At 75.2% G+C, this 25,735-nt stretch carries 24 protein-coding genes; 12 read left to right on the top strand and 12 right to left on the bottom strand.

All coding sequences use genetic code 11. The features are described from left to right. Window positions 1-223: 223 nt before the first annotated feature. The 6 genes from LEP48_RS02155 to LEP48_RS02130 all read left to right on the top strand — a co-directional run bounded on the left by LEP48_RS02155 (window position 224) and on the right by LEP48_RS02130 (window position 6,737). Window positions 224-1,942, top strand: a complete 1,719-nt coding sequence (locus LEP48_RS02155; RefSeq protein ID WP_225563863.1) for a carbon starvation CstA family protein — start codon at window positions 224-226, stop codon at window positions 1,940-1,942. Window positions 1,943-1,956: 14 nt separating this feature from the next. Further along, window positions 1,957-2,232: a cory-CC-star protein gene (locus tag LEP48_RS02150; protein WP_225563862.1), complete on the top strand. Its 276-nt coding sequence runs from the start codon at window positions 1,957-1,959 to the stop codon at window positions 2,230-2,232. After that, window positions 2,223-3,185 carry an ArsA family ATPase gene (locus LEP48_RS02145; RefSeq protein ID WP_225563861.1) on the top strand — a complete coding sequence of 321 codons (963 nt, stop codon included), beginning with the start codon at window positions 2,223-2,225 and terminating at the stop codon, window positions 3,183-3,185. The genes LEP48_RS02150 and LEP48_RS02145 overlap by 10 nt, the downstream gene beginning before the upstream one ends. Window positions 3,186-3,249: 64 nt before the next feature. Then, entirely contained in the window at window positions 3,250-3,843 is a 594-nt protein-coding gene (locus tag LEP48_RS02140) for a sigma-70 family RNA polymerase sigma factor (RefSeq protein ID WP_225563860.1), read from the top strand. Then, the gene (locus LEP48_RS02135) at window positions 3,840-5,246 is read left to right on the top strand and encodes a hypothetical protein (RefSeq protein ID WP_225563859.1); all 1,407 of its coding nucleotides are present in this window, start codon (window positions 3,840-3,842) and stop codon (window positions 5,244-5,246) included. Before LEP48_RS02140 ends, LEP48_RS02135 begins: the two co-directional genes overlap by 4 nt. Window positions 5,247-5,432: 186 nt before the next feature. Further along, window positions 5,433-6,737 (top strand): M18 family aminopeptidase, encoded by a 1,305-nt coding sequence (locus tag LEP48_RS02130; protein ID WP_225563858.1) that lies wholly within the window; start codon window positions 5,433-5,435, stop codon window positions 6,735-6,737. A gap of 128 nt (window positions 6,738-6,865) precedes the next feature. Here the strand turns inward: LEP48_RS02130 and LEP48_RS02125 are convergent, their stop codons facing one another. Continuing rightward, window positions 6,866-7,666 carry a hypothetical protein gene (locus tag LEP48_RS02125; protein WP_225563857.1) on the bottom strand — a complete coding sequence of 267 codons (801 nt, stop codon included), beginning with the start codon at window positions 7,664-7,666 and terminating at the stop codon, window positions 6,866-6,868. Between the two features lie 188 nt (window positions 7,667-7,854). Between LEP48_RS02125 and LEP48_RS02120 the strand changes: the two genes are divergently transcribed. After that, window positions 7,855-10,419, top strand: a complete 2,565-nt coding sequence (locus LEP48_RS02120; protein WP_225563856.1) for a DEAD/DEAH box helicase — start codon at window positions 7,855-7,857, stop codon at window positions 10,417-10,419. Beyond that, window positions 10,416-11,285, top strand: coding sequence for an HpcH/HpaI aldolase/citrate lyase family protein (locus LEP48_RS02115; protein WP_422723787.1), 870 nt, complete (start codon window positions 10,416-10,418; stop codon window positions 11,283-11,285). Before LEP48_RS02120 ends, LEP48_RS02115 begins: the two co-directional genes overlap by 4 nt. Window positions 11,286-11,402: 117 nt before the next feature. On the opposite strand, the gene LEP48_RS02110 is transcribed toward LEP48_RS02115, so the two are convergent. The 9 genes from LEP48_RS02110 to LEP48_RS02070 form a co-directional block, all read right to left on the bottom strand. Next, window positions 11,403-11,864: an Rv3654c family TadE-like protein gene (locus LEP48_RS02110; protein ID WP_225563855.1), complete on the bottom strand. Its 462-nt coding sequence runs from the start codon at window positions 11,862-11,864 to the stop codon at window positions 11,403-11,405. Further along, window positions 11,861-12,229: a TadE family type IV pilus minor pilin gene (locus LEP48_RS02105; protein WP_225563854.1), complete on the bottom strand. Its 369-nt coding sequence runs from the start codon at window positions 12,227-12,229 to the stop codon at window positions 11,861-11,863. The genes LEP48_RS02110 and LEP48_RS02105 overlap by 4 nt, the downstream gene beginning before the upstream one ends. Beyond that, complete coding sequence (locus tag LEP48_RS02100) at window positions 12,229-12,462, bottom strand: DUF4244 domain-containing protein (RefSeq protein WP_225563853.1); 234 nt, start codon at window positions 12,460-12,462, stop codon at window positions 12,229-12,231. Before LEP48_RS02100 ends, LEP48_RS02105 begins: the two co-directional genes overlap by 1 nt. A gap of 76 nt (window positions 12,463-12,538) precedes the next feature. Beyond that, on the bottom strand, window positions 12,539-13,126 hold the full coding sequence (locus LEP48_RS02095) for a type II secretion system F family protein (RefSeq protein ID WP_225563852.1): 588 nt from the start codon (window positions 13,124-13,126) through the stop codon (window positions 12,539-12,541). Next, entirely contained in the window at window positions 13,123-13,815 is a 693-nt protein-coding gene (locus LEP48_RS02090; protein WP_225563851.1) for a hypothetical protein, read from the bottom strand. The genes LEP48_RS02095 and LEP48_RS02090 overlap by 4 nt, the downstream gene beginning before the upstream one ends. After that, window positions 13,800-14,990, bottom strand: a complete 1,191-nt coding sequence (locus LEP48_RS02085) for a TadA family conjugal transfer-associated ATPase (RefSeq protein ID WP_225563850.1) — start codon at window positions 14,988-14,990, stop codon at window positions 13,800-13,802. The genes LEP48_RS02090 and LEP48_RS02085 overlap by 16 nt, the downstream gene beginning before the upstream one ends. Next, window positions 14,963-15,844 carry a septum site-determining protein Ssd gene (ssd, locus tag LEP48_RS02080; RefSeq protein WP_225563849.1) on the bottom strand — a complete coding sequence of 294 codons (882 nt, stop codon included), beginning with the start codon at window positions 15,842-15,844 and terminating at the stop codon, window positions 14,963-14,965. The genes LEP48_RS02085 and ssd overlap by 28 nt, the downstream gene beginning before the upstream one ends. A gap of 89 nt (window positions 15,845-15,933) precedes the next feature. After that, window positions 15,934-17,235, bottom strand: a complete 1,302-nt coding sequence (locus LEP48_RS02075) for an MFS transporter (protein ID WP_225563848.1) — start codon at window positions 17,233-17,235, stop codon at window positions 15,934-15,936. Then, complete coding sequence (locus LEP48_RS02070) at window positions 17,232-17,948, bottom strand: winged helix-turn-helix domain-containing protein (RefSeq protein ID WP_225563847.1); 717 nt, start codon at window positions 17,946-17,948, stop codon at window positions 17,232-17,234. Before LEP48_RS02070 ends, LEP48_RS02075 begins: the two co-directional genes overlap by 4 nt. Window positions 17,949-18,088: 140 nt before the next feature. On the opposite strand from LEP48_RS02070, the gene LEP48_RS02065 reads away from it, so the two are divergent. Then, a complete protein-coding gene (locus LEP48_RS02065; protein WP_225563846.1) occupies window positions 18,089-18,913 on the top strand; it encodes an HAD family hydrolase in 825 nt (274 codons plus the stop codon). A 202-nt stretch (window positions 18,914-19,115) separates the two neighbouring features. Here the strand turns inward: LEP48_RS02065 and LEP48_RS02060 are convergent, their stop codons facing one another. After that, window positions 19,116-19,709, bottom strand: coding sequence for a GNAT family N-acetyltransferase (locus tag LEP48_RS02060; protein ID WP_225563845.1), 594 nt, complete (start codon window positions 19,707-19,709; stop codon window positions 19,116-19,118). A 248-nt stretch (window positions 19,710-19,957) separates the two neighbouring features. Here LEP48_RS02060 and LEP48_RS02055 point away from each other — a divergent pair, with 248 nt between their 5' ends. From LEP48_RS02055 to LEP48_RS02045, 3 genes are all read left to right on the top strand, one after another. Continuing rightward, the gene (locus LEP48_RS02055) at window positions 19,958-20,527 is read left to right on the top strand and encodes an alternate-type signal peptide domain-containing protein (protein ID WP_225563844.1); all 570 of its coding nucleotides are present in this window, start codon (window positions 19,958-19,960) and stop codon (window positions 20,525-20,527) included. Between the two features lie 100 nt (window positions 20,528-20,627). Then, window positions 20,628-22,460: a DUF285 domain-containing protein gene (locus tag LEP48_RS02050; RefSeq protein ID WP_225563843.1), complete on the top strand. Its 1,833-nt coding sequence runs from the start codon at window positions 20,628-20,630 to the stop codon at window positions 22,458-22,460. Further along, window positions 22,450-23,187 carry a signal peptidase I gene (locus LEP48_RS02045; protein ID WP_225563842.1) on the top strand — a complete coding sequence of 246 codons (738 nt, stop codon included), beginning with the start codon at window positions 22,450-22,452 and terminating at the stop codon, window positions 23,185-23,187. Before LEP48_RS02050 ends, LEP48_RS02045 begins: the two co-directional genes overlap by 11 nt. Here LEP48_RS02045 and LEP48_RS18675 read toward each other — a convergent pair. Continuing rightward, window positions 23,172-25,712 (bottom strand): helix-turn-helix transcriptional regulator, encoded by a 2,541-nt coding sequence (locus LEP48_RS18675; RefSeq protein ID WP_225563841.1) that lies wholly within the window; start codon window positions 25,710-25,712, stop codon window positions 23,172-23,174. The genes LEP48_RS02045 and LEP48_RS18675 overlap by 16 nt on opposite strands. Window positions 25,713-25,735 lie beyond the last annotated feature (23 nt).

Here is a 25,735-nt window from a genome sequence, read left to right as displayed (position 1 = left end):
GGCAGACCGCACGTGCCCGATAGGGCCCGCCCGACCTGGTCCGGAAGGTCCCGCCGGCGCCGTTGACGGCGGGATGCGCGCGAGTCTACCCACATGTGACGGGCGTCACGAACCGTCGCCCCGCCGCAGTGGTCCGCACAGGTACTTGCGCGCACCTCTACACTTTCGTCACATACCGCACGTCAGTGTGCCCGGACGTCAACGACGACAGAACGGAGCAGCCGTGAACTCCCTGGTCCTCGCGATCATCGGTATCGCGATGATGCTGGCCGGGTACTTCGTGTACTCGAAGTACCTCGCCCGCCGCGTCTACCGCCTCAACTCCGAGTTCCGCACCCCTGCGCACGAGCTGCAGGACGGCGTGGACTACGTCCCGACCAACAAGTTCGTCCTGTGGGGTCACCACTTCACCTCGGTCGCCGGCGCGGCGCCGATCGTCGGCCCCGCCGTCGCCGTCATCTGGGGATGGCTGCCCGCCTTCCTGTGGGTCACCATCGGCACCGTCTTCTTCGCCGGCATGCACGACATGGGCTCCCTGTGGGCGTCCGTGCGCAACCGGGGCCAGTCGATGGGCATGCTGTCCGGCCGCTACATCGGCGCGCGGGGTCGCAACCTGTTCCTCGTCGTGATCTTCCTGCTGCTGCTCATGGTGGTCGCCGCCTTCGCGACCGTCATCACCAACCTGCTCATCGCGACGCCGACGTCGGTCATCCCCGTGTGGGGCGCGATCGCCGTGGCGGCCGTCATCGGGCAGATGATCTACCGCTGGAAGATGAACCTGCTGCTCACGACCGTCATCGGCGTCGTGGCGCTGTACTCCCTGATCCTCGTCGGCGACCGGTTCCCCGTGGTGCTGCCCGAGTCGATCCTGGGCATGACGCCCGCGACCTTCTGGATCGTCACGCTCTTCCTCTACGCCGGCGTCGCGTCGCTGCTGCCCGTGTGGGTGCTGCTGCAGCCGCGCGACTACATCAACGGCGTCCAGCTCTTCATCGGCCTGGGCATCCTGTACCTGTCGGTGCTGCTCGCGAGCCCCACCATCGTGGCGCCCGCGGTCAACCAGGCCGTCCCGGAGGGCACGCCGAGCATCTGGCCGCTGCTGTTCGTCACCGTCGCCTGCGGCGCCATCTCCGGCTTCCACGGCATGGTCAGCTCGGGCACGTCGGCCAAGCAGCTCGACAAGGAGACCGACGGCCGGTTCGTCGGCTACTTCGGTGCGGTCGGCGAGGGCCTGCTCGCGCTCGGCGCCATCATCGCCGCCACCGCCGGCTACCAGACGCTCGCCGACTGGGAGGCCGTGTACAGCGCGTTCAACGAGGGCGGGGTATCGGCGTTCGTCAACGGCGGCGGCGCCATCGTCAACGCCGGCCTCGGCCTCCCGGTGGGGCTGTCCGCGACCATCCTGGCGACCATGGCGGTGCTGTTCGCCGCCACCACCATGGACACCGCCGTGCGGCTGCAACGGTTCGTCGTACAGGAGGCCGGGGAGATCCTCGGGGTCCGGGTGCCCAACGTCGCGGCGACGCTGGTCGTCGTGGTCGTCGGGGTCGCCCTCACCTTCAGCGCGGGCGCCGACGGCTCGGGCGGCCTGCTCATCTGGCCGCTGTTCGGCACCACGAACCAGCTGCTGGCGTCGCTCACGCTCGCGATCATCGCCGTCATGCTGCTGCGCAAGAAGCGCAACCCGGTGCTGATCCTCATCCCGCTCGTCTTCGTCATGGTGGTGTCGGTCTACGCCCTGGTCGTACAGCTCGGCACGTTCTGGACCGACCAGAACTGGCTGCTGCTGGGGCTCGACGTCGTCATCCTCGTCGCGTCCCTGTGGGTCGCCCTCGAGGCCACGATCGCCATGCAGGCCGCCCGCAAGGGGCAGTTCGACCCGGAGACGGACGACCCCGTCCTCGCCGGGGCCGGCCGTGGTGACACGGCGGCGTCGGACTGACGCAAACTGATCCCATGACCAGGCGCACCACCGTCGCCGACGGGATGCGCAGCCTGTCCGCCGGGCTGCGGGAGTTCTACGAGGCGCCGTACCGGCGCACGCTCTCCCGCGCCCGGCGCGACGAGGACGACCTGTTCACCGTCGTCGTGCTCGCCGAGGCGCTCGGCGTGCCGAACCCGGCGTCCTACTACACGGTCGAGCTGCTGCCGCTGGTCGCGGAGCGGGTGCACGAGTGGCACACGCGCATGGGCATGGAGCGCTCGCCCCTGGACTCCGTCTCGTGCTGCTAGACCTCGCCGCCCGGCGCCGCGTGCTGTTCCTCGGCGGCAAGGGCGGCGTCGGCAAGACGTCGATCGCCTCCGCCACGGCGCTCGCCCAGGCCCGCGCGGGGCGGCGGGTGCTGGTCGTCTCCACCGACCCGGCGCACAACCTGGGGCACCTGTGGCAGCGCACCGTCGGGGACGACGTCGTCCGGCTGGCCGGGCCGTTCGGCACAGGCGTGCTCGACGGCGTGGAGATCGACCCCGGGCGGACCACCGACGCGCACCTGGCGGCGGTCCGCCGCACCCTGCACCGCCTCGTCCCACCGCACCTGTCGCGCGAGGTCGACCGCCACCTCGACCTCGCGCGCGACGCCCCCGGCACGCACGAGGCCGCGGTGCTGGAGCGGGTGGCGACCGCGGTGGAGGCGGGCCTGCGGGACCACGACCTCGTCGTCTTCGACACCGCACCCTCCGGCCACACCGCGCGGCTGCTGACCCTGCCGGAGACCATGGGCGCCTGGACCGACGGCCTGCTGCGCCGCCGCGAACGCTCCGAACGCCTGGGGGCCGCGGCGCGGATGCTCGGCGGGCAGGGCGAGACCGAGGCACGCCGCGACAGCGAGATCCGCCACGTCCTGACCGAGCGCCGCACCCGCTTCGCCCGCCTTCGCGACGTGCTCACCGACCCCACCATCACCGCGTTCGTCGTCGTCCTCGCCGCCGAGCGGCTGCCCGTGCTCGAGACGATCGAGCTGTGCGCCCAGCTCGACGGGCTCGGCGTCCCCGTCGGCGGCCTGGTCGTGAACAAGCGGTCCCCCGCCGACGCCGGCGGGCTGCTCGCCGCCCGCCACACGCAGGAGGCCGCGCACCTGCGCACCCTGACCGACACCCTGGGCCACCTGCCCCGCGACGAGGTGCCTCTGCTCGGCGACGACCTCGTGGGCGAGGATGCCCTGCAGCACCTCGTCAGGTACCTGTAGCTGCACCCCAACGGTTCCCGGACCCCGTGCGTCACAGTGGGTAGGACGGCCGGAGGAGGAAGCCATGGCCCGCTGGGAGGACGAGCTCGCCGAGCTCGCGCAGGCACGAGGGCGTGCGCTCGTCGGCTACGCGTACGTGCTGTGCGGTGACCAACGACTCGCCGAGGACCTGGTGCAGGACGCGCTCGTCAAGGTGTTCTCGCGGCTGCGCCGCGGCACGCGAGCGTCGTCGGAGCGCGGGGTGCACCCTCTGGACGGGGGCACGAGCGAGGCCTACGTGCGCCGCGCGATCCTCACCCTGTACCTCGACGAGTACCGGCGACGGCGGCGCTGGTCCGAGACCAAGTACCTGGTTGCCGCCGAGGAGCACGCCCGCGGGCCCGCGTCCGGTGCCACCGCGCGGGCCGACGTCGCCGCCGCGCTCGGCCGGCTCACCCCCCGCGAACGGGCGTGCGTCGTCCTGCGCTACTTCGAGGACCTCACGGTGCCGCAGGTGGCGGAGTCCCTGGGGCTGGCGCAGGGCACCGTCAAGCGGTACCTGGCCGACGCCACCACGACGCTGCGGGGCGTGCTCCACGTGTCCGGCGACCCGACGCCCGGCCGCGTCCAGCCCGCGAGCAGGACCACCACGACCACGGGACGGAGGGCAGCGCGATGAACACCCACGACCACGCGCGGGACGACTGGGCGGACGCCCGGACCGACGAGACGCTGCGCCGCGAGCTCGACGCCCTCGCCGGGCTGGGCGCCATGTCCTCCGGCCTCGGGGACCGGCTCGACGGCCCGCTCCGCTCGGTGCGGACCCGGATCCGACGGCGTCGCGCCGTCAAGCAGGCCGGCCTCGGGGTCACGACGCTCGCCGTCGCGGGGGCGCTCGCCGTCGGCGGCGCCACCCTGCTGCCCCACGCGCCGCAGCCGCTGCCCGGCCCCGCCGGGACGCCGACGCCCTCCGAGACGACCGACGCGACCGACGCGACCGACCCGACCGACCCGACCGGCGCCGACGCGGACGGGCGCGCGCAGGGCCCGGCCGCCGTCGGCCTCGTCGAGAACGACTACCAGCCGGCCTGGCTCGACGACACGGACCTGGTCTGCGGCATGCCGGCCGACACCCTGCCGGCGAACACCCTGGAGCTCCTCGACGACCCCGCGCTCGGGACGGAGTCGAGCACGGACGGCACGGAGTCCGTGGGGCGGTGGACCGCACCGACCCGACTCACCCTCGAGGACGACGGCGTCGGCGATCTGATCACCGCCCCGACGCTCCTGTGGGTGCAGGACGGCCGCGTGGTCGACGTCGGGATCAACACGGCCGAGGACGGCATGGAGCCGCTGAGCACCGTGGCCCGCGAGCGGGACGCCGTCGACTCGACCCGCACGGCCTGCGCGCCCGAGCACACCGACGGCGGCGGCGACACCTACCCGACCGACCTCCCCCCGGGCGAGTACGAGGTCCGGGCGTACGCCGTCGTGCGGTCCGAGGACATGACCCGGGCCGCTCTGGTCCTCACGGAGCCGACGGAGGTGGTGGTGCCCGGCCCCGGAGGGGACGACGGGCGCGGCGACGGGGACGACGCGGGCGCCTGCTCCGCGGACGGGCTCGACGTCGAGACCCCGGACTGGTCGGCGTTGCCTGCCCCCGTCCGCGAGACCGCCGGCGAGCTGCTCGACTCCGCGCTGGCCTGCGACGACGCCGCGCTCACGGCGCTCGCCACCGTGGACGGCACGCACACCAACTTCGCGGGCCGCAGCGCCGAGGAGTTCTGGGGGCTGCCCGCCGCCGAGCAGCACGAGGACGTGTACGCGATCCTCGCCGGGCTGCTGACCGGCAGCCGCTGGGTCGCCGACCCGCCCGACGACTCCGGCCCGTTCACGTACGTCTGGCCACGCGTCGCGACCGAGATGTGGGCCGACGACGCCGCCGCCTGGCAGGAGGCGGTCGACGCGGGCGCCGTCGACGAGGCGTTCGTGGACCAGATGCGCGGCGCGGACGGCTACCTGGGCTGGCGGCTCGGCATCCACGAGGACGGCACCTGGCGGTTCTTCGTCGCGGGCGACTGACGCCGGTTCCCCCCGCCCCGTTGCCGAACAGGAGGTTGACACCGTTATGCGAGCGGTTTGCTCGCCATAACGGTGTCAACCTCCTGTTCGGCAACGGGGCGGGGGGGCGGGGGGCGGGGGGCGGGGGGCGGGCGGCCGTGGGGGCGTGGGGGCGTGGGGATGTGGGGGCGTGGAAGGATGCTCGGCATGCCCAGCACTCCCATTCCCGAGGCCGCCCGCGCCCACGCCGAGGACCTCGGCGCCTTCGTCACCGCCTCGCCGTCGTCGTACCACGCCGCCGCCGAGATCTCCCGCCGCGCGCAGGCCGCGGGCTTCGTCCCGCTGGACGAGGCAGCCGCCTGGGACGTGGCGCCCGGTGGCCGGTACGTCGTGGTGCGCGACGGGGCGGCGATCGCCGTGGTCGTGCCGCCGTCGGCCGGTGCGACGACGCCGTTCACGATCCTCGGCACGCACACCGACTCCCCCGGCTTCAAGCTCAAGCCACGCCCGACGACGGGCCGCGCGAGCTGGGTGCAGGCCGGCGTCGAGGTCTACGGCGGTCCGCTGCTCAACTCGTGGCTGGACCGCGAGCTCGAGCTCGCGGGGCGCGTCGTGACGACGGACGGCACCGAGCACCTGGTGCGCACGGGCCCGTTCGCACGCATCCCGCAGCTCGCCGTCCACCTCGACCGGTCCGTCAACGACGGGTTGACCCTCGACAAGCAGCGGCACACGCAGCCGGTGCTCGGGCTCGGGGACGTCGCCGACGCCGACGTGCTCGCGGCCCTGGCGGCGACCGCCGACGACGGCGCCGGCGTGGACCCCGCGGACATCGGCGGCTACGACGTGGTCGTCGCGGACTCGCAGGCGCCGCGCGCGTTCGGCGCGGGCGAGGCCCTGTGGGCGTCCGGTCGCCTGGACAACCTGCTCTCGACGCACGCCGCCCTGACCGCGCTCCTGGGCGCGGACCCGGCGGCGCTGACGGGGATCGGCGTCGTGGCCGCGTTCGACCACGAGGAGATCGGGTCGGGCTCACGCTCCGGCGCCGCCGGGCCCTTCCTCGCGGACGTGCTCGAGCGACTCTCCGGAGCGCTCGGAGCCACGGCCGAGGACCGCCACCGGGCGTACGCGGCGTCCCTGTGCGTGTCGTCCGACGTCGGCCACGCCGTGCACCCGAACTACCCGGAGCGGCACGACCCCGCCAACCACCCGGTGGCAGGCGGCGGCCCGATCCTCAAGATCAACGCCAACCAGCGCTACGCCACCGACGCGCACGGTGCCGCCCGCTGGCAGGCGGCGTGCGCCGCCGCCGGCGTGCCGAGCCAGGAGTTCGTCTCCAACAACACCATCCCTTGCGGCTCGACGATCGGTCCGATCACCGCGACGCGACTCGGCATCCGCGTCGTCGACGTCGGCGCCGCGATCCTGTCGATGCACTCGGCGCGCGAGCTCACCGCCGTCGTCGACCCCTGGTACCTCTCGCGCGCGATGGGTGCGGCGCTCGTCGGCTGACCGCCAGGTCCCGGTCGGGCTCCGCGCCCGGCCGGGACCTCCGTGCCCTGGTCTCCACCACGGTCGGGCACCGCGGTCGGGCACCGCGGTCAGGCACCGCGGTCAGGCCACGCCGTCAGGCACGGCGATCAGGCAGCGCGTCGGCGCAGGAGCAGGATCGCGGCACCTGCCGCGAGCAGGGCGAGAGCCGCGCCGACCACTCCGGTGACGGTGGCACCGGTACGGGCCAGCTCGCCGTCGGTGCTCACCGTGGCGACCTCGTTCTCGGCGATCACCTCGACGACCTCGCCGTCGACGGGCGCACCCGCCGGCGGCTCGACCTCGGTCACGACCGTCTCCGTGTCCTGCTCCACGGGGGCGGGGCTCTCCTGAGGCGTCGTGGGCTCGCCGGGCGTCTCCGGCGTCTCGTTCCCGCCCGGCGTCACGGGCTCGGGCTCGTCGGACTCGTCGGGTCCCTCGCCCGGCGTCGGCTCGCCCGGCGTCTCCTGCGGAGCGGGCTCCTGGGGGCCCTGCGGGTCCGGGGTCTCCTCGGGGGTCGACGGCGTCGTCGTGCACAGGGGCGCCTGCCCGCCCTCGCCGAAGTGCTCGTCGAAGCCGTCGACCTGCACCCAGACGATGCAGCGCTCGGCACCGGCCGGCGCGTCGAAAGCGAAGGACCACGGCAGGTACGACGTCCCGACGAACTGGGCCGTGTCCCGGTCGTTGGCGAGCTCGAGGTGCACGTTCGCCGAACGCTCCTCGCCGTTCACGGTGTAGACGACGTTCACGTGCCCGTGCTCGTGGAACGTCACGCCGTCGGGCAGGCGCAGGCCGTCCGCGGAGACCACGTACGGCACGGGGGCGTCCGAGCCGCCGGCAGAGGCGACGGCGGGAGCGGCGGGGAGGAGCAGGGCAGCGGCGAGCGCCGCGACGGTCGTGACCGAGCGCATGGGGTGTGGGGATCCTCGTGATGGTGCAGGGGCCCGTCCTGGACGGCGGGCCGATGATCATCGGAAGCCTAAGCATCCGTTGCGCCCAGATTGCCTCGATCGACCGTTTCTGTAGCACCTTTCACCCACCCTGGTGACCCGATTCACCCGCCCCGGGAACGCCCCCCGGATGCGAGAGACTGGTCCCCGTGCGTAGCCACCCCGCCACCGACGACGACCAGCACCCGCTGCTCGACGTCCTGACGGCGCACGGCGCACGGGCGGACCGGCTGACCCACGTGCGCACGCTGCCCGCTCGCCCGGGAACCACCGCCGACTGGCCGGCGTGGGCCGGCCCCGACGTCGTCGCGGGGTATCGCTCGCTGGGTATCGAGAACCCCTGGACGCACCAGGTCGTCGCCGCGGACGCCGCATGGTCGGGACGGCACGTGGCCCTCGCGACGTCGACGGGGTCGGGCAAGTCGCTCGCCTTCTGGCTCCCGGCGCTCACGGCGGTCCGCTCGGCGCCGCCGACGGCCGCCGTCGAGGGCGGCCCACGGCGCGGCACCACGCTGTACCTGGCGCCCACCAAGGCGCTCGCGGCGGACCAGCTCGCCGGCCTGGCGCGGCTCGTCGCGGCGTCTCGGGTGCACGGGCCCGGGGGCGACGTCCGCGTCGCGACCTGCGACGGCGACACCCCCACCGACGAGCGGCGGTGGGTCATGGAGCACGCCGACATCGTGCTGACCAACCCCGACTTCCTGCACTTCTCCCTGCTTCCCCAGCACCGCCGCTGGTCGCGGCTGCTGCGCTCGCTGCGGTACGTGGTCGTCGACGAGGGGCACGCGTACCGCGGCGTCTTCGGAGCCCACGTGTCCCTGGTGCTGCGGCGCCTCGCCCGGCTCGCCGCCCACCACGCCCCGTCCGCCGTCGGGCAGGCGCCCGCCCCGGCGGGTCCGGTGTTCGTGGTCGCGAGCGCGACGACGGCGGAGCCCGCGGCCAGCGCCGCGCGCCTGCTCGGCGTGGACGCCGAGCAGGTCGTGGCCGTGACCCGGGACACCTCCCCCGCGGGACGGCGCACCGTGGCGCTGTGGCAGCCGCCCGAGGTCGCGAGCTTCGAGCGCTCGCGGGCCGGCGCCGACGGCGTCCCCGCGCACGACGACGACCCGTGGGCGCTGCCCGACCCGCTGGACCCCACGCACGCGGACCAGGAGTCCGTCGCGGTCGTGACGCCGAAGGGGGCGGCGACCCACCCCCGGCGCTCGGCGACGTCCGAGGTCGCGGACCTGCTGGCCGACCTCACCGCGCACGGGGCCCGGACGCTCGCGTTCACACGGTCACGGCGCGGGGCCGAGTCGGTGGCGCAGCACACCCGCGACCGTCTGCGGCCCGTGTCCGGCGAGCTGGCCGGGCGGGTGGCGAGCTACCGCGGCGGTTACCTGCCGGAGGAGCGCCGGGCCCTGGAGCAGGCGCTGCGCACCGGCGAGGTGCGGGCCCTCGCCACGACGAACGCCCTCGAGCTGGGCGTGGACGTGTCAGGACTCGACGCGGTGCTCGTCGCGGGCTGGCCCGGCACCCGGGTCTCGTGGTGGCAGCAGGCCGGACGCGCCGGCCGCGCCGGGGCCGACGGCCTGGTGGCGTTCGTCGCGCGCGAGGACCCGCTCGACACCTATCTCGTGACGCACCCCGAGGCGCTGCTCGACGCCCCCCTCGAGGCCACCGTCTTCGACCCCGCGAACCCGCACGTCCTCGCGCCGCAGCTGTGCGTCGCGGCGCAGGAGGTGCCGCTGCGCTCCGAGGACCTGGCGACGTTCGGCGACCCCGCGGCCGTGCGCGAGGTGCTCGACGTGCTCGTGGCACGCGGCGCGCTGCGGCGGCGCGCCTCGGGCTGGTACTGGACGCACGCGCAGCCCGCGGCGGGCCTCGCGGACCTGCGCGGCTCGGGCGGGCGACCCGTGCGCGTGGTCGAGGCGAGCACGGGGCGCGTGCTCGGCACCGTCGACGCCGCGTCCGCCGACGGCCAGGTGCACGACGGCGCCGTCTACACGCACCAGGGCACGACTTTCGTCGTCGACCACCTCGACCTGGCCGACGGCGTCGCGCTCGTCGTGCGGCGCGACGTCGACCACGCGACGTGGTCGCGGGAGGTCATGGAGATCACCGTCGAGACCGACGGCGGCACGGGCGCCGTCGGCGAGCGCGCGTGGGGTCCCATCACCTGGGGACTGGGCCCGGTCGAGGTGACGAGCCAGGTCGTGAGCTTCCAGCGCCGCCGGCTGCCCGACATGCAGGTGCTGGGCACCGAGCCGCTCGACCTGCCGTCGCGGACGCTGGGCACGACGGCGGTGTGGTGGTCCGTGCCCGCCTTCGTGCTGCGGGCGGCGGGCGTGAGCGAGGAGGAAGCCCCGGGGGCGCTGCATGCCGCGGAGCACGCGTCGATCGGTCTGCTGCCGCTGCTCGCCACGTGCGACCGGTGGGACCTGGGCGGGGTCTCGACGGCCCTGCACGCGGACACCGGCGAGGCCACCGTGTTCGTGTACGACGCCTACCCCGGCGGGGCCGGGTTCGCGGAGCGGGGGTTCGGGCTCGGTGCACGCTGGCTGGCGGCCACCCGCGACGCCATCGCCGCCTGCCCCTGCGCGGACGGGTGCCCGGCCTGCGTCCAGTCACCGAAGTGCGGCAGCGACAACTCCCCACTCGACAAGGCCGCGGCCGTGCGCTTGTTGGATGCCGTACTGGCTCACGCGCCCGCGGAAACTACGATCGACGGGTGACTACCGAGACCGACCTCGCCGAACGCCGACGTTCCCGCGAGGAGAGCCGTGTGGACGCGGCCAACGCCCGCTCCTGGCTGCTCCTGTCCGCCCTGCGCGAGGACCTGTTCGACGCTGCCCAGCTCTCGCGCGCCGACCAGGTGATCCTCGACTGCGAGGACGCCGTCGACGACAGCCGCAAGCAGGAGGCGCGCGGGAAGGTCCTCGAGTGGTTCGCGGGCGGGGGACGCGCGTGGGTCCGGATCAACGAGCGCGGGTCGCAGGCGTGGGCGGACGACATCCGCGCCCTGTGGGACGCGGACGGCCTGTGCGGCGTCATGCTCGCCAAGACCGAGTCGCCCGACCAGGTGATCGACACGGTGCAGCGCTTCGGCGGCGAGCGCCGGGTCATCCCGCTGGTGGAGTCGGCGCTCGGCATCGAGGACGCCGTGAGCATCGCCCGCGCGCCGGGCGCGTTCCGTCTGGCGTTCGGGTCCGGCGACTACCGCCGGGATACCGGCACCGCGAACGAGTCGCTGGCGATGGCGTACCCGCGGTCGCGCCTCGTCACCGCGAGCCGCATCGGCGGACTGCCGGGCCCGATCGACGGCCCGACCGTCGGCACCAGCCACGCGCTCCTGCGCGAGCAGGGTGCCGACTCCGTGGCGCTCGGCCTCACGGGCAAGCTGTGCCTCGACCTCGAGCAGCCCGCGGTCATCAACGAGTCGTTCAGCCCGTCGCCCGCGGACGTCGCGTGGGCCGTGGACTTCCTCGCGGACTTCGAGGCGTCCGGATCGGTCATCCGCGACGGCTCGGACAAGCCTCGCCTGGCCCGTGCGCACAAGATCAACGAGCGCGCGGAGCTCTTCGGCGTCAACCCGTCCTGACCGACCGGGCGTGACGACCTGGGCGTGACGACCCGGGCTGACGACCCGGGCTGACGACCCGGGCTGACGACGTGGCCTCCGACCCGGTTCCGCGCGCCGTCCGGCGGGCCGGCCACGTCAGCGCTCCGGCCGCGGGCCCGCCCGCGCGTGGGCGGTGGCCTGGCCGAGGACGCTCGCCCAGGCCCCGGCGTCGCCTCCGACGGCGGCGCGCGCGGTGCGCACGTCGACGATCCCCTCGGAGCGGGGCTCGCACGCGACGAGCTCGGCGCCGTTGCGGCGCACCGCCTCGGCCGCCGTCGCGCAGGCGTCGGAACCGTGGCGGGCCGCCGTCGCCGCGGCGAGAGCGCCGAGGTCCGCGGCCGCCTGCGCCGCGCCCCGCGCACGTTGCGCGGACCCTAGCGCCGCGACGCCCAGGGCCAGCACGACGACCACCGCGGCCACCGCGAGGACGAGCACCGTGCCCGCGCCCCGCTCGTGCTCCGGCTCCGGCTCCGGCTCGCGCTCGGGCTCGCGCTCGGGCTCATGCTCGCGCTCGGCCACGTGCTCATGCCGGCGGCCGTGCCCGTGCCCTGCCCTCATGGCTCCACCCAGGCCGCAGCCTCGCCGGTCGCCCTCAGGGGAGCCCCGGACAACCAGCCGCCGGCGACGGGTCGTGTCACCGTCACCGTCACCCAGGACCCGTCCCGCCGGACGGCGAGCTCGACGTCGTCGCCCCCGACCCGTGCGACGGCCTGGTGCACGGCGGCGTCGTCCTCACCGATCGCGAGCGCCCTGGCCCCCGCACGGGCCGCGTCCAGGGCGCGCATCTGCGCCGTGGACGCGGCCGTGAGGGTGAGCACCGCGACGAGCAGGAGCACCACCACCGGCAGCCCGACGGCAAGCTCTGCCGTCGCCGAGCCCCGCTCGGAGGCGGGGTCCGGTCCTGCGCCTCGGTGCCGGGCCATCAGATCGACAGGGCTGACGTGATGATGTTCTCGAGCAGGCCGCGGACGGTCTCGCTCTTGAGCAGGGCGATCAGCAGCCCGGCGAAGCCGACCGCCGCCACGGTGGCGACGGCGTACTCCGCGGTGGCCAGACCTGCCTCAGGGTCGAGCTCCTCCGGCACGGTCTCCTCCGCTGGCCCCGCGGGCACGGGCCGCGACGATTCCCTCGTGGTCTCCTGCATGGTCTGCTGCATGGGTCTCTCCTTCGTTCCTCGGTTCCTCCGACCGGGCGGCCGGACGTCTTCATCTGGCGGTCGCGGGCTCCTGCGCTCAGCCCGAGAGCAGGTCCACGCCGAGCGCGATGAGCACGGGCACCAGTCCCACCAGCACGAACGCGGGCAGGAAGCAGGCGCCGAGCGGCAGCACCAGCCGCACCCCCAGGCGGGCGGCGGCCGCGGCGGCCGCGGCACGCCGCTCGTGCAGCGCCTCGTCCCGCGCGGCGCGCAGGGCGGCCGACGACGCCGCGCCGTCCACCCACGCGACGCGCAGCGCACGCTGCAGCGGGCCGAGGCGCGAGGGCGCTCCGAGCCACGCGGTGTCCCAGGCGGCGCCCAGTCGCAGCGCTCGGGCGGCGGCGTGCAAGGCCGCACGGTCCTGCCCGCCGACGGCGTCCCCGGTGGCGTCGAGCGCCCTCGGCACGGCGGCCCCGGCCCGCGCGGCGGCCGCGAGGAGCTCGAGCAGCACGGGCAGCTCGACCGGGGCGGGATCCCCTGACGGCGCAGGCACACCGTCGCCGGCGGCGAGGTGCCGGACGCGACGCCGGGCGCCCGCGGGCACGGCACGCCAGGGCGCCACTGCGGCGAGAGCCAGAACGGCGACGCACACCGCGACGACGGCCAGCGGGGTCGCGGCGCTCACGCCGGTTCCTCCCCCGCGCGCCGCGCTCCGGACACGAGCCGCGCCGTCCACCAGCGCCCGACGGCGAGCAGCAGGAGTCCCGTGGCGACGGCCGCCGTGCCCGCACCGCCGTCCGTCGCGGTCGCGAGCGGGTCCGCGCCCAGCGCCCAGCCGAGGAGTGCGCCCAGGCCGGGCAGCCACAGCAGCACGCGGGCCGTGGCGCGCGGTCCGGCGAGCGCGGCCTCTTGCTCGGCCCGGGCCTCCGCCTCCGCCACCAGCGCCGCCGAGACGGCGTCGAGCACCCCGCCCAGCGGAGCCCCCACGTCGCGGGCGAGCCGTGCGCCCGCCACGACCGAGCGTGCGTGCTCCGCGCCACCGACGACGGGAGCCAGCTCGTCCGGGTCCGGCAGGCCGGAGCCGTCGACGCGGACGCCCAGGGCTCGCGACCAGGCAGCCGCCGGGGGTGCGCCGGCACGCAGCAGGGCCACCACCTGGGCCACGGCGACGCGCACGTCGTCGCCCGTCTCGGCGGGCCCGGCGGACCAGCCCGCCGCACGCCCACCGTGCCCGCGCCGCCAGGGCCTGGCCCGGGTGGGCGACCGGCGCGACGGGGCGGCCGCTGACGTCGCGGAGCGGCCGGCGCGCGCCAGGACGAGCCACACGGCCGCACCCAGGAGGGTGCCGGCGAGCGCGCTCAGCACTCCTGCCACCGCCCCGCGATCTCGGCCCATGCCGGTCCCTCGGTCGGCGCGCCACGCCCCGCCCAGGTCGCGGCCCGCCGCACCCGCAGCGCGCCGTCGGGCGCGCGGTCCACCAGACCCAGCTCGGCGAGGTGACGGCGACCACCGGTGCGGCGCAGGTGCACCACCACGTCGAGCGCGGCGGCACCTTGCGCGGCGACCGCCTCTCCCGGCATCCCGGCGAGCGCCGCCAGCGCCGCCAGCCGGGCAGGAACGTGCTCGGCGGCGTTGGCGTGCACGGTGGCCATGCCGCCGTCGTGCCCGGTGTTCATGGCGAGCAGCAGCTCGCGCACCTCCGCCCCGCGGCACTCGCCGACGACGATCCGGTCCGGGCGCATCCGCAGCGCGCCGCGCACGAGGTCCGCGAGCGTCACCTCGCCCACGCCCTCGACGTTCGGCCGGCGGGCGGCCAGCGACACGACGTGCGGGTGCCGGGGTGCCAGCTCGCGGGCCTCCTCGACCACGAGGATCCGCTCGCGGACGGGCACGAGGCCGAGCAGCGCGGCCAGCAGCGTCGTCTTGCCCGTACCGGTACCGCCCGAGACGAGCAGGTTCGCCCGCCCGCACACCAGTGCGGTCAGCAGCGGCACCCACGGTGGCGGCACCCCGCCCGCCGCGACGAGCCCGTCGAGGGTGAGGCCCGCCTGACGCAGCACCCGCAGCGCCACGACGGCCCCGTCGGGCGCCACCGGCGGGACGACGGCATGGAGCCTGGTCCCGTCGGGCATGCGGGCGTCGACCGTCGGCGCGGCGTCGTCGAGGCGCTGGCCCGCCACCGCGGCCATGCGCACGGCGAGCGCCCGGACCGCCTCGGGGCTGCCGAGGTCGAGGTCGACGCGGTGCAGTCCGTCGCCGCGGTCCACCCAGACGTCGGCGGGGCCGTTCACCAGCACGTCGGTCACGTCGGGCTCGTCCAGGAGCACCTGCAGCGGCCCGGCGCCCGTGAGCTCCGACCGTGCCGCGCGGGTGAGGTCGGCGAGCGCCGACGAGCCGAAGACCCGCCCGCTGGACCGCAGCGCCGCACGCACCGCGTCGTCGTCCACCGTGCGGGGGTCGCCCGGCGCGCTGAGCCGCGCGCGTACCTCGTCCAGCAACCGCCGGTCCAGGCCCGCGGCGCTCATGACGCCACCGCTGTGGGAGCCCATGCCGCGTCCCTCGCCGGGGCTCGCGACGTCTCGCGGGCGGGCACGTGCACCGTCCCGCGGGCCGAGACCAACGCCGGGACGAGGTCCGCGGCGGCCCGGCCGAGCGGGGTGCGACGTCCGACGGGTGGGCCCTCGCCCCGGCCGACGGCGTCCGCGAGCCGGCGGTCCCACCGCGCCTCCGCGACGACGGGCAGACCGAGGGCGGACTCGATCGCGGCGGGGTCGACCCGGCCGGCCGCCGGGCCCCGCGCGACGACCCAGCACGTGCCGGCCCACGCCGCGCCCAACCGGGGGACGGCCGCGACGGCACCCGCCACCGCAGGGACCGTGCACGGCACCACGAGGAGCACCGCGTCGGCGGCCGCGACCAGGAACCGGGCCGCGGGGGTCCATGCCTGCGGCCGGGGCAGGTCGAGCACGACGGACTCGCCCGCCCGCAGCAGCCCGGTGCAGACGTCGACCGCGACGGCGTCGTCCGGAGGCTCGCCGTGCGACCGCGCCGCGGAGAGCACCGGCACCGACCGCCAGCGCGGCAGGGCGGCGACGAGGCCCGCACCGTCGACGTCGCCGCGGGCGTCCGCGAGCTCGGGCCAGCGTGCGCCGGGCTCGTCCTCGACGCCGAGCAGCACGTCGACGCCGGCTCCCGGGGCGTCGAGGTCCACGAGCACCCCGCCCTCGCCGGCGCGACGGAGCCCGTGCGCGAGCCCGGCGGCGAGCGTGCTGGTGCCCGCACCTCCGCAGGCGCCGACCACGGCCACGGTGCGGCCGGCCCTGACGTGCCCGGGAACGCCCGGCGGCAGCCAGGGGGGCGCGGTGCGCCCCGCCGGTGCGGTTGTTCGGCTCGTGTCGTCCATGCGCCCAGGTTGGCCGGGCAGGGGGGACCCGAGGTCCCGGCGCGGCCAGGTTGTGGACGAGCGGAGCCTGGGGACGGGGTCCTGCCGGGCTAGACGCTCGCGACGACCCCGGAAGCGGCCACCCGTTCCCGCTCGGCACGCAGGGCGGGGAGGAAGCAGAGCACGCCCACGATGCTGAAGGCGCCACCCGTGACCATCGCGGCGGGGGTGGAGAACAGCTCCGAGACGCGGCCGAGCAGAGGCGAGGCCAGCGCGAACGAGGCGAACCCGGCCATGGACGCCATCGACAGCACGGTCGACCGGTTCCGTGGGGCCGCCTGCCGGTGCAGCAGCGCCTGGTACACCGGGCCGCTCGCCCCGTGCAGGCCGTACGTGACGAGGTACGCCACGACGAGCGCCACCGGCCCGGCGACGAGCCCCATCCACACCGCCCCGAGGCCGTTGAGCACCCGGGCCGCCATCGCTACCCGCGCGACGCCGAACCGCCGGGCCGACAGCCCGGCGAGCGACGCGCCGAGCGCGAAGACGCCCCATCCCACCGAGGCCGCGACACCCATCACGGCTCCGGAGCGTTCGCCGCTGCCCAGCATGTCGGCCAGCCGGATCGGCATGAGCTGCTCGAAGACCACCATGCCCGCCGACCAGAACAGCTCCACGGCGAGCAGGCCCAGGAGCACGCGGTCCGCTCGCACGAGCCGGAACCCGTCGACGATCGCGGCCACCGGGCTGCTCACCACCGGGCTGCTCACCACCGGGCCGCTCACCACCGGGCCGCTCACGTCCAGCGCGCTCGTGTGCCCGCGGTCCTCCTTGAGCAGCACCGACACCATGACCAGGTGCACGACGGCGAGCGCGGCGTAGAGCGCGTACGGCAGGGTGAGCGCGTTCCAGGCGGTCACGGGGTGCCACCACATGAGTCCGCCCGAGACGAGAGCGCCGAGCGCGATCGACGCCCCGAGCACGCCTCCCTGGCGGGACAGGGTCCGGTCGACGTCGGCACCCGGGGCACTGGCGTGCACGGTGTCGACGAACCAGGCCTCCATCGGTCCCGAGTCCAGCGCCCGGAACAGGCCCGTGAGGGCGGCCGCGACGGCGAAGGCCCAGAAGCCCTGCGCCACCGCGAAAACCGTCGCGGCGAGCACCTGCGCCGCGGCCGCGGCGACGAGGACCGGCTTGCGCCCGAGGGCGTCCGCCGTGCCGCCGGTGGGCAGCTCCAGCGCGAACACGACCAGACCGGTGATGGACGCGAGCGTCAGGGTCTGGGTGATCGACAGGCCACGTTCGAGCGGCAGCAGGGTCGTCACCGCGACCACCAGCCCGACGGGGAACCAGCGCGTCGCCGTCAGGAGCAGGAAGACCCGGCGCGCGGCGGCCGGCGTCATCGTCGTCATCGCTCGTCACCGCCCGCCGCGCCGGCGTCCCCCGCGCCCTCGAGGCCGTCGGTGCCCGCGACGTCTCCCGACCCGTGCGTCTCACCCGCCTCGGATACGTCGCCCGCCTCGGAAACGTCGCCCGCCTCAGGCACGTCGCCCTCGTCCAGCGGGAACGCGAACCGGTACAGGCTGATCCGGCGGGCCCCCGGCTGCCCCTCGCCCGCCTTGAGGTAGCGGTCGACGACGGCCTCCAGCTCGTTCGACATGGCCTGCATCTGGTCCGGGGTGACCTCGACCCAGGTGTCCGTCATGCCGAGGGCGTCCTGCCACGGCACGGGCCACGAGTCGGCGACGTCGAGCCAGCGGGAGTAGCGGGTGTCGAACTGCCGGTGGTAGTCGCGTACGAGCCAGCCGAGCGCGGTGCGCGCGTCCTCGTCGTCGTCGAAGTCGGAGTTCCGCCAGCCGTGGCTGTCGGTCGCGGCGCGCCAGAGTCGCTCCTTGCCGCGGCCGTCGCCGGTGTCCTCGACGATGCCGACCGCCTCGAGGCGGCGCAGGTGGTAGCTGGTCGCCCCGGAGTTGGTGGACAGCTCGGCGGCCAGCGCGGTGGCCGACGCGGGCCCGCCGCGGCGCAGGGCGCCGAGCAGCCGGGAGCGCATGGGGTGCGCCAGCACCTTGGCCGCCTCCGCGGTGAGCTGGAGGTGGGTGTACGGGGCGTCGGGGCTCGGTTCCATGCGTACACAATAACTGTGCACAAGACCGATGCACAAGAGTTGTGCCGAGGAATTGTGCAGTGGAGTGGCGCAGCAGGTGCCGCACCCCACCGGCGTGCTGCACCGCCGGCGCGTCACCCCGCCCCGCTACTCTCTGAGGCGTGAGCACCCCGCCGCAGGTCGCACCGCCCCGGGGCCCGACGCGCGGACGCGTCGCGGCGTTCTTCGACCTGGACAAGACGATCATCGCCACCAGCTCCTCCGCGGCGTTCTCCAAGCCGTTCTACGCCGGCGGCCTCATCACCCGCGGCGACGTGCTGCGCAGCGCCTACGCCCACCTGCTCTTCATGGCCGGGAACGCCGACGCCGACCAGACGGAACGGATGCGCAAGCACCTGTCCGAGCTCGCCACGGGCTGGGAGGTGAGCAAGGTGCAGCAGATCGTCGCCGAGACGGTGCACGAGCTGATCGACCCCTACGTCTACGCCGAGGCCGTCGAGCTCATCGCCGAGCACCACGAGCTCGGCCACGACGTCGTCATCGTCTCCGCCTCCGGCGCCGAGCTCGTCGAGCCCATCGCGACCGTGCTCGGCGCCGACCACGTCATCGCAACCCAGATGTCCGTGGACGACGGCCGGTACACCGGCGAGATCGAGTTCTACGCCTACGGCGAGCAGAAGGCCGAGGCCGTCCGCGAGCTCGCGGCCGCCCGCGGCTACGACCTCGACCGCAGCTACGCCTACTCGGACTCCGTGACGGACGCGCCCATGCTGTCCGCCGTCGGGCACGGGTTCGCCGTCAACCCCGACCGGGCGCTGCGCCGGCTCGCGATCGCCAGCGGGTGGGGGGTCCTCACCTTCACGCGCCCCGTCGCGCTGCGCTCCGTGCTGCGCCCACCCACCGTCGCCGTCGCCGTCGGCGCCGTCCTCGCGACGGTCACCGTCGCTCTGCTGGTGCGGCGCTGGTGGGTACGACGACGCCCCTGACCGCTTGCGTCCCGGGCCCCCGTGACGTTCCATGGAAGGACGACAGCCGGACGCGGAACCCACGCACAGGAAGTCCACGGTCAGGACCCACTCGGTGGGAACGACCCCACCCAGTGATCGGATTCGCGCCTGCTCACCCGTCCGGGCTGGCGGGCGCGACGCTCGGTCGACACGTCCGGGCGTCGTCCTCGTGTCGGCAGGCCTATCGGCCGACGGAACCCGCGCGCTCCCGCCACTCGCGGGCGAGGATGCCGTATGTGTAGCCGTCGACCCAGCCCAGCTCGGCGTGCCAGGAGTCCTCCACGCCGTGCTGCTCACGGCGCATGCCGAGCTTCTCCATGACGCGCCAGGAGGCACGGTTCGCGGCGAAGCACCCCGCCGTGACCCGGTGCAGGCCCAGGTCGGTGAACGCGACGTCGAGCAGCGTTCCCGCGACGGCGGTGGCGACACCGCGCCCCGCGTACGCCGGGTCGACCAGGTAGCCGAGCGATCCCTCGGCGCCGCGCCACACGTCACCCTGCGTCTGCCCCATGCCGTCGGAGACGGAGATCGTGCCCGTCGCGACGACGGTGCCGTCGACGTCGGCGACGACGCCGACGTCGGTCGCGTCGTCGCCGCTCGCCAGCCACGCAGCGCGGTAGGAGTCCGGGTCCACCGTGGTCGTGAGCAGCCAGCGCGTGACGTCGGGGTGGTTGCGCCAGGTCAGCACGTGGTCCAGGTCCGCGCTCGACGGCGGGCGCAGCACGAGCGGGCCGACCTGGCGCGGCCAGGTCACGTCGGACGTCGTCGTGGTCATGGCACGAGGTCTACCAAGACCGTCGAGCCCGGCCCAGGGATTTCTCGTGGGTAGCCACCCAGCGACGGATACGCAGGGCAGCACTCGGCTACTGCACCCGGTGCCTGGCCGATGCGTCGTCGCAGGTCCGGACGTCGCCGCTACCTACTGAGGCGCCCCGGGACGCCCCACGCGCCGCCACCGCGGGGGACGGTCTAGACGTCGGCATCACCAGGTGCCGGCCTCAGCCCACCGGGGAGGAACAGATCATGAGCACCACGACCACCAGCACGTCCGGCAAGAAGAGCGCCGTCAAGGGCGCCGTCGCCGCCGCCGCGGGCGTCGCCGTCCTGCTGGGCGGGGCGGGCACGTTCGCCCTGTGGAACCAGAGCGGCAGCATCGGCACGGTCGGCACCCAGACGGGCGCGCTGAGCGCCACCTTCAGCGACCAGACCACGTGGAAGGACGTCACGGACGGCGCCGACAACGACATCGCCGACATCGCGGCGTTCCGGATGGTCCCGGGCGACACCGTCGTCGGCACCACCACGGTCGACGTCACGGCCACCGGTGAGAACCTGCTCGTCGACGCCGGCCTCGACGCCGGTGCCGCGAACCTTCCCGAGGGCGTGACCGCCACCGTGCTGCTGTCCGACGGCACGGACTCGGGTGCCGCGCTCGAGCTGGAGGGCTCGAACGAGGGGACGCTGCACCGCCTCACCGCCGACGTCACCCTGACGTTCGACCCGGACACCGAGGGGTCGGAGAACACCGCGATCGACCTGACCAACGTCAAGGTCGACCTGCAGCAGCGCCTCCACGGCGCGGCCGGCGTCTGACCCCCTGAACCACCGCGGGCGGCAGCCCGTCCCCTCCCCCGCTGACGCTGCCGCCCGCGGTACCACGACGTCGAGCCCGCTACCCGAAGGAAGGCATGACATGCGTCGCCAGGATCCGTCCACGAGCCCGCTCCGCACGACCGCGCTGGTCGCGGCCGCCGTGGCCGCCGTGGCCGTCCTCATGGTGATCCTGCCGGCCGCGGGCTCGTACGCGAGCTGGAACGCCACCGCGCCCCTCGGGGGAACGGCCACCACCGGGAGCCTGGCGATCGACCAGGACACGCTCGACGACGGCGCCTGGACCAGGGCGGGCGCCCCGTTCGACCCGGCCACCGGCAGGCTCACCGCCGGCACCACGCTCACGTACACCGTGGCGGCGGTGCCCGTCACCGCCGTCGGCGACAACCTGGTGGCCACCTTCGGGGACGTGCGCGGTGCCGTGGTGCCCGAGGCCGTCGAGGACCACGTGACGATCGCCATCGCCGCGGACCCCGCGACGGTCCGCGGCGCCGACTCCGACGCCGACGGCCACCAGGTCGTCGACCTCGCCCTCACCGTGGCCGCCGGCGCCTACCTCCCGTCGGGCGCGCGGACCATCGACCTGTCCCACCTCACCGTGACCCTCACCAACGGCCGCGGGTGGTCGGACACCGCCAGCCTGGACGCCGGCACCCTCACCACCGGGGCCACCGCCCCCGCGGGCGGCACCGTCGTCATGAACTTCGACCGCTCCCTCGACGACGACGACGTCGTGGGCTTCTACCTCCAGGACCCGGCACCCGGCACCAAGGTCAAGTGGAACGTCTGGTACGTCGACGGCGTCCCCGGGGAACACACCACCGACGCCGTCGACGGCCTGAACTCGTTCGACTACAGCGGCTACGCCGCCATGCCCTGGATCGAGATCGTGGGCAGCTTCGAGGGCATGGGCTCGCCGGAGCAGACGGAGTCGCTCGTCGGCTCCCTCACGGCGGTCCAGGGGTGGACGACCGCCATCGGGTCGACGTCGGCCAGCCATGCGTTCAAGGACGCGGTGCACCTCAGGGAGGTCTCCACGCTGCCCAGCACGCTGACCGACACCTCCTACGCGTTCCAGAACGCCGGCTCCGCGTACGCTCCCGGCACGATCAGCATGGAGATCGTGGGCTGGGACTCGTCGAACGTGACGACGATGGCGCACATGTTCGACGGCGCGTCCAACTACCGCCAGTACAACCCGACGTTCGACACCACGAGCGTCACGGACATGTCCTTCATGTTCGCCGGTGCGACCTCCTTCCGAGGCCCGGTCAGCTTCACCAGCACGGCGAACGTCACCACCATGGAAGGCATGTTCCAGGGGGCGTCGAGCTACGTCGGCGCCAACTGGGGGGACGGCAACATCGCCCACTGGGACGTGTCCCGCGTGACCACCATGGACGCCATGTTCGACGGCGCCCGGTCGTTCGACGCCGACATCAGGGCCTGGGACACCGGCAGCGTGGCCACCATGGACGCCATGTTCCGCGACGCGGCGTCGATGGCACGGGACCTGAGCGGGTGGGACGTGGGGGCGGTCGTCAGCCACCAGGACTTCGCGACCGGTGCCGGCCCGCTCACCGAGCCCGTCTGGAACGTCGCCCGCACCGCTCCCCCGCAGGCGCCGCCGGCCACCGGGCCCGACGCGGCCACGACGCCGCCGGCCGGCGAGCCGGCCGACCCGTCCGCCGACGCCACCGAGCCCGTCCTCCCGGACGTCGAGGGCGAGGGCGAGGGGCCCACCGAGGAGCTGGTGTGCCAGGAGGACGACGCCGACGTGGCGGGCACCGCCGCCGCCGCCGCCGACGCCGCCGATACCGATGCCGACCCGACCGAGGACGCGGCGGCCTGCGACGGCACGCCGACCCCGCAGGTCCGCCCGATGGCAGGAGCCGGGGGCACCGATGCAGACTGAGGAACGCGCGACAGCGCGAGCTCGGGCAGGGCGGACGCGGGAGGACGACACCATCGCGGACAACGGAACCTGGAACGCCACGAAAGCCACGGACGACCCGGCCGACCGTGCGGCCGACCGCTGGCCGGCGGCCCCCGCGGCGGCCACCGGCCGCGCGCCGGCGCCGCGGGACGGCGTGACCGGACGGCAGGACCGGCAGGGCCGGCACCCGGTGCTCTCCGGCCTGTGGACGGGGTTCACGTACGGCCTGCTCAGCCTCGTGCTGCTGCTGGCGGCGCTGGTCATCGTGGTGCCCCAGGTGGTCGGGGGCGTCCCGCTGACCATCCTTACCGGCTCGATGGAGCCGAACCTGCCGATCGGGTCGCTCGCCGTCGTGCGGCCGGTCGAGCCCGCGGACGTCCGCATCGGCGACGTCGTCACCTACCTGCCGAACCCGGACGACCCCACGGCGGTCACCCACCGTGTGACCGGCATCGACGTGCACCAGGACGGCACGCGCACCTTCACCCTGCAGGGCGACGCGAACACCGCCCCCGACGACCCGGTGGCAGAGCACCAGGTGCGCGGCACCGTCTGGTACGCCGTACCGGGCCTGGGGTACGTGAACACCGCCGTCAACGGGGAGCACCGCACGGTCGTCGTGTACGTCGTGGCGGGCGCCTTCCTCCTGTGGGCCGCGACGCTGTGGTGGCGAGCCTGGCGGGCCCGTCGTCACCGGACGAGCTGACGCCGGTCGGACACCCCCAGCTTCTGCATCGCGCGGTACAGGTGGCTCTCCACCGTCCGCACGGACAGGAACAGGCGGCTGGCGATCTCCCGGTTGGTGAGGCCCTCGCGCGCGAGGGCGACGATCTCCGCCTCTCGCGCGGTGAGCCCGGCGGCGGGGCGTCCCGAGGCGCGCACGGTCGAGGCGGGGACGCCGACGCTCTCCGCCAGGTCCTCCACGGTGAGCGCGGTGCGCCCCTCGGCCTTCGTCAGCTCCTGCGCCCTCGCCACGGCCACGTGGGCCAACGGTCCCCGGGTGCGCATGGCCCGCACCGACTCGAGGATGACGCCGCTCGTCCCGTGGGCGAGGTGGCGGTGCAGGCGCACCGCCGGGAGGAGCAGCGGGACGTGCGTCGCGGCGAAGCCGGACTCGAGCCTGGCGAGGCGTTCGTGGCTCAGCCGCTGCGGCGTCAGCGCCCAGCAGAACACCGCCGACGCCACCCAGCCCTGGGCCCACAGGTCCTCGCCCGCCGCCCACATCGGCTCGCCGTCGGGCACCCCGCCGGCCGCCGCGTGCGCCACCTCCAGCCGCGCCCAGGGCCGCATGAAGTCCAGCACGGGCGCGAACGGGCGGGCGGTGGCCTCCAGCTCGTCCAGCATCATGCGGGCCAGGTCGTGGTTGCCGGCACGCGCGTGCAGCACCGCGGCGATGCCGAAGATGCGCTCGTCGTAGGGGCTCAGCGCCACCCCGATCCGCCCCAGGCGCAGCACCACGCTCAGGGCCCGCAGCGCGCGGTCGTCGTCGCCCTTGAGGAACAGGGCGGTCGCCAGCCCGCGCGCTGCGAGCCGGATGCCGACCGGGCTGAGCTCGTCGTAGGCGGCACTCAGGCGCCCTCGCCCCCAGTCCACGGCGTCGTCCACCTGGCCCGCCAGGAGCAGCGCGTCGCCGCGCAGGGCGTCCATGCGGTGCGTGTACGGCCGTTGGAGGTCCGACCCCTGCCAGCTCCCGAGGAGGTCGAGGGCGCGGTCGGGGTCGCCCGCCTCGATCACGGTCCGCAGCCGCTGCACCGTGGCGTACCCGCCCATGGCGGGCGGCACGTCCCGCTCCATGTCGATCGCGGTGGCGTCCGGGGCGCGGCCCGGCCCGTCGTACGCCTGGTCCAGGTACCGCAGGAACGACTCCCCCAGCCCGTCCACGACCAGCCGCGCCGACGGGCCCGGGTCGCGCACCAGGCCGTCGCGCACCGTGCCGCCCTGCTGCGCGGCCCACTGCCCCCGGAGCACCGCGTACGACGCCACCTGCTCGGCGTTGTCGCCCGCAGTGGGCAGCGTGCCGGCGAAGATCTCGTCCACGTCGACGTGCGCCAGCCCGTCCACGAGGGTCAGGCGCAGCAGCGGGAGCGCGCTCGCGACGTCGTGCCGCTGCGCCCACCTGCCGGCCCAGAGGGCGGCGCGCGTGCGCACGGACTCGATGACGACGGCGACCTGCTGGTGCACCGGGCGGTCGTCCGGGCTCATCCCCGCCAGCGCGACCAGCCGGGACCGGCCGGCGTCGTCGCCGTCGCCCCCGGCGGAGCCGGAGGCGCCGAACAGCTCCTCGGCGCGTGCTCGCAGCATCGCCCGGCGCGCGCCGGACAGCCGTGCCCGCAGCGCCTGGGCGAGCACCGGCGGGGTCACCGCCACCAGGCGCGCGTCGGACCGCTCGTCGACGGCGATGCGGCCCGCGGCGTCGAGCGCGGCGAGACGGTCCACGCCGAGCAGCGTCTTCGCGTGGTCGACGTCGAGCAGCCCGAACCACGCGAGGGCGTCGAGGCCGTCCCGCAAGGCGCCCGGCAGGCCGTCGAGCAGGCCGTGCAGCACCGACTCCGTGGGCACGGCCTCGAGGTTGCCCACCTGCGCCCACCGTCCCCGCACCTGGGCCACGGCACCGGATCCCGCCGCCGCGAGCGCCAGCGCGACGGCGGCGCGCGGGTTGCCCGCCGATCGTCCGGTCACCATCGCGGCGAGGCTGCCCTCGACCTGGCCGCCGAGCCGGTCGGCGAGCAGCGCTGCGACCCCGGTCACGCCGAGCGGGGTCAGCCGGACGGCTGCCGAGCCCCGTGCGAGGCCCGACCACTCGGCGTCGGCCGGCGTGCCGGGCGGGACCGACGTGACGACGCGGATCCCGTCCGGCCGCTGCCGGGCGACGGTGCCGACGACGGCGAGCGACGCCGCGTCGAGCAGGTGCACGTCGTCGACGAGCACGGTGGCGCCACGGCCGGCCAGCTCCTCGGCGAGCGCGGACGCCGCCTCGGCGGCGCCCCAGCGCGGCACGGTGGCCCGGGGACGCAGCGACGGGTGCACCAGGAGCGCGCGGAGCGGCACGGCCTGCCCGCCCGCGACGCCCGGGAGCTCGACGACGGGGCAGCCCGCCCCGCGCAGCGCCTCGCCGAGGGCCCTCAGCACGGTGGTGCGACCGGAGCCGGCGTCACCGATGACGTGCACGTCCTGGCCGGCGCGGAGCCACCGCCGGGCGGACTCCAGCGCCTCTGGATGGACGAAGCTCACCGTCACCTCTCCGCCTCGGACCC

Origin of the sequence: Isoptericola luteus, assembly GCF_020297055.1 — a bacterium.
In the GTDB taxonomy this organism is placed as follows: domain Bacteria; phylum Actinomycetota; class Actinomycetes; order Actinomycetales; family Cellulomonadaceae; genus Isoptericola; species Isoptericola luteus.
Note: the sequence above shows the minus strand (reverse complement) of the source record. Positions and strands in the feature narration are given on the sequence as shown.

Excerpts from the sequence above, each read along its gene's own strand:
- LEP48_RS02050 (WP_225563843.1), top strand. The coding sequence starts at position 20,628 with ATGCGTCGCCAGGATCCGTCCACGAGCCCGCTCCGCACGACCGCGCTG.
- LEP48_RS02055 (WP_225563844.1), top strand. The coding sequence starts at position 19,958 with ATGAGCACCACGACCACCAGCACGTCCGGCAAGAAGAGCGCCGTCAAG.
- ssd (WP_225563849.1), bottom strand. The coding sequence starts at position 15,844 with ATGGACGACACGAGCCGAACAACCGCACCGGCGGGGCGCACCGCGCCC.
- LEP48_RS02060 (WP_225563845.1), bottom strand. The coding sequence starts at position 19,709 with ATGACCACGACGACGTCCGACGTGACCTGGCCGCGCCAGGTCGGCCCG.
- LEP48_RS02085 (WP_225563850.1), bottom strand. The coding sequence starts at position 14,990 with ATGGGCTCCCACAGCGGTGGCGTCATGAGCGCCGCGGGCCTGGACCGG.
- LEP48_RS02075 (WP_225563848.1), bottom strand. The coding sequence starts at position 17,235 with ATGACGACGATGACGCCGGCCGCCGCGCGCCGGGTCTTCCTGCTCCTG.
- LEP48_RS02130 (WP_225563858.1), top strand. The coding sequence starts at position 5,433 with ATGCCCAGCACTCCCATTCCCGAGGCCGCCCGCGCCCACGCCGAGGAC.
- LEP48_RS02150 (WP_225563862.1), top strand. The coding sequence starts at position 1,957 with ATGACCAGGCGCACCACCGTCGCCGACGGGATGCGCAGCCTGTCCGCC.
- LEP48_RS02045 (WP_225563842.1), top strand. The coding sequence starts at position 22,450 with ATGCAGACTGAGGAACGCGCGACAGCGCGAGCTCGGGCAGGGCGGACG.
- LEP48_RS02135 (WP_225563859.1), top strand. The coding sequence starts at position 3,840 with ATGAACACCCACGACCACGCGCGGGACGACTGGGCGGACGCCCGGACC.
- LEP48_RS02100 (WP_225563853.1), bottom strand. The coding sequence starts at position 12,462 with ATGCAGCAGACCATGCAGGAGACCACGAGGGAATCGTCGCGGCCCGTG.
- LEP48_RS02110 (WP_225563855.1), bottom strand. The coding sequence starts at position 11,864 with ATGAGGGCAGGGCACGGGCACGGCCGCCGGCATGAGCACGTGGCCGAG.
- LEP48_RS02105 (WP_225563854.1), bottom strand. The coding sequence starts at position 12,229 with ATGGCCCGGCACCGAGGCGCAGGACCGGACCCCGCCTCCGAGCGGGGC.
- LEP48_RS02070 (WP_225563847.1), bottom strand. The coding sequence starts at position 17,948 with ATGGAACCGAGCCCCGACGCCCCGTACACCCACCTCCAGCTCACCGCG.
- LEP48_RS02125 (WP_225563857.1), bottom strand. The coding sequence starts at position 7,666 with ATGCGCTCGGTCACGACCGTCGCGGCGCTCGCCGCTGCCCTGCTCCTC.
- LEP48_RS02140 (WP_225563860.1), top strand. The coding sequence starts at position 3,250 with ATGGCCCGCTGGGAGGACGAGCTCGCCGAGCTCGCGCAGGCACGAGGG.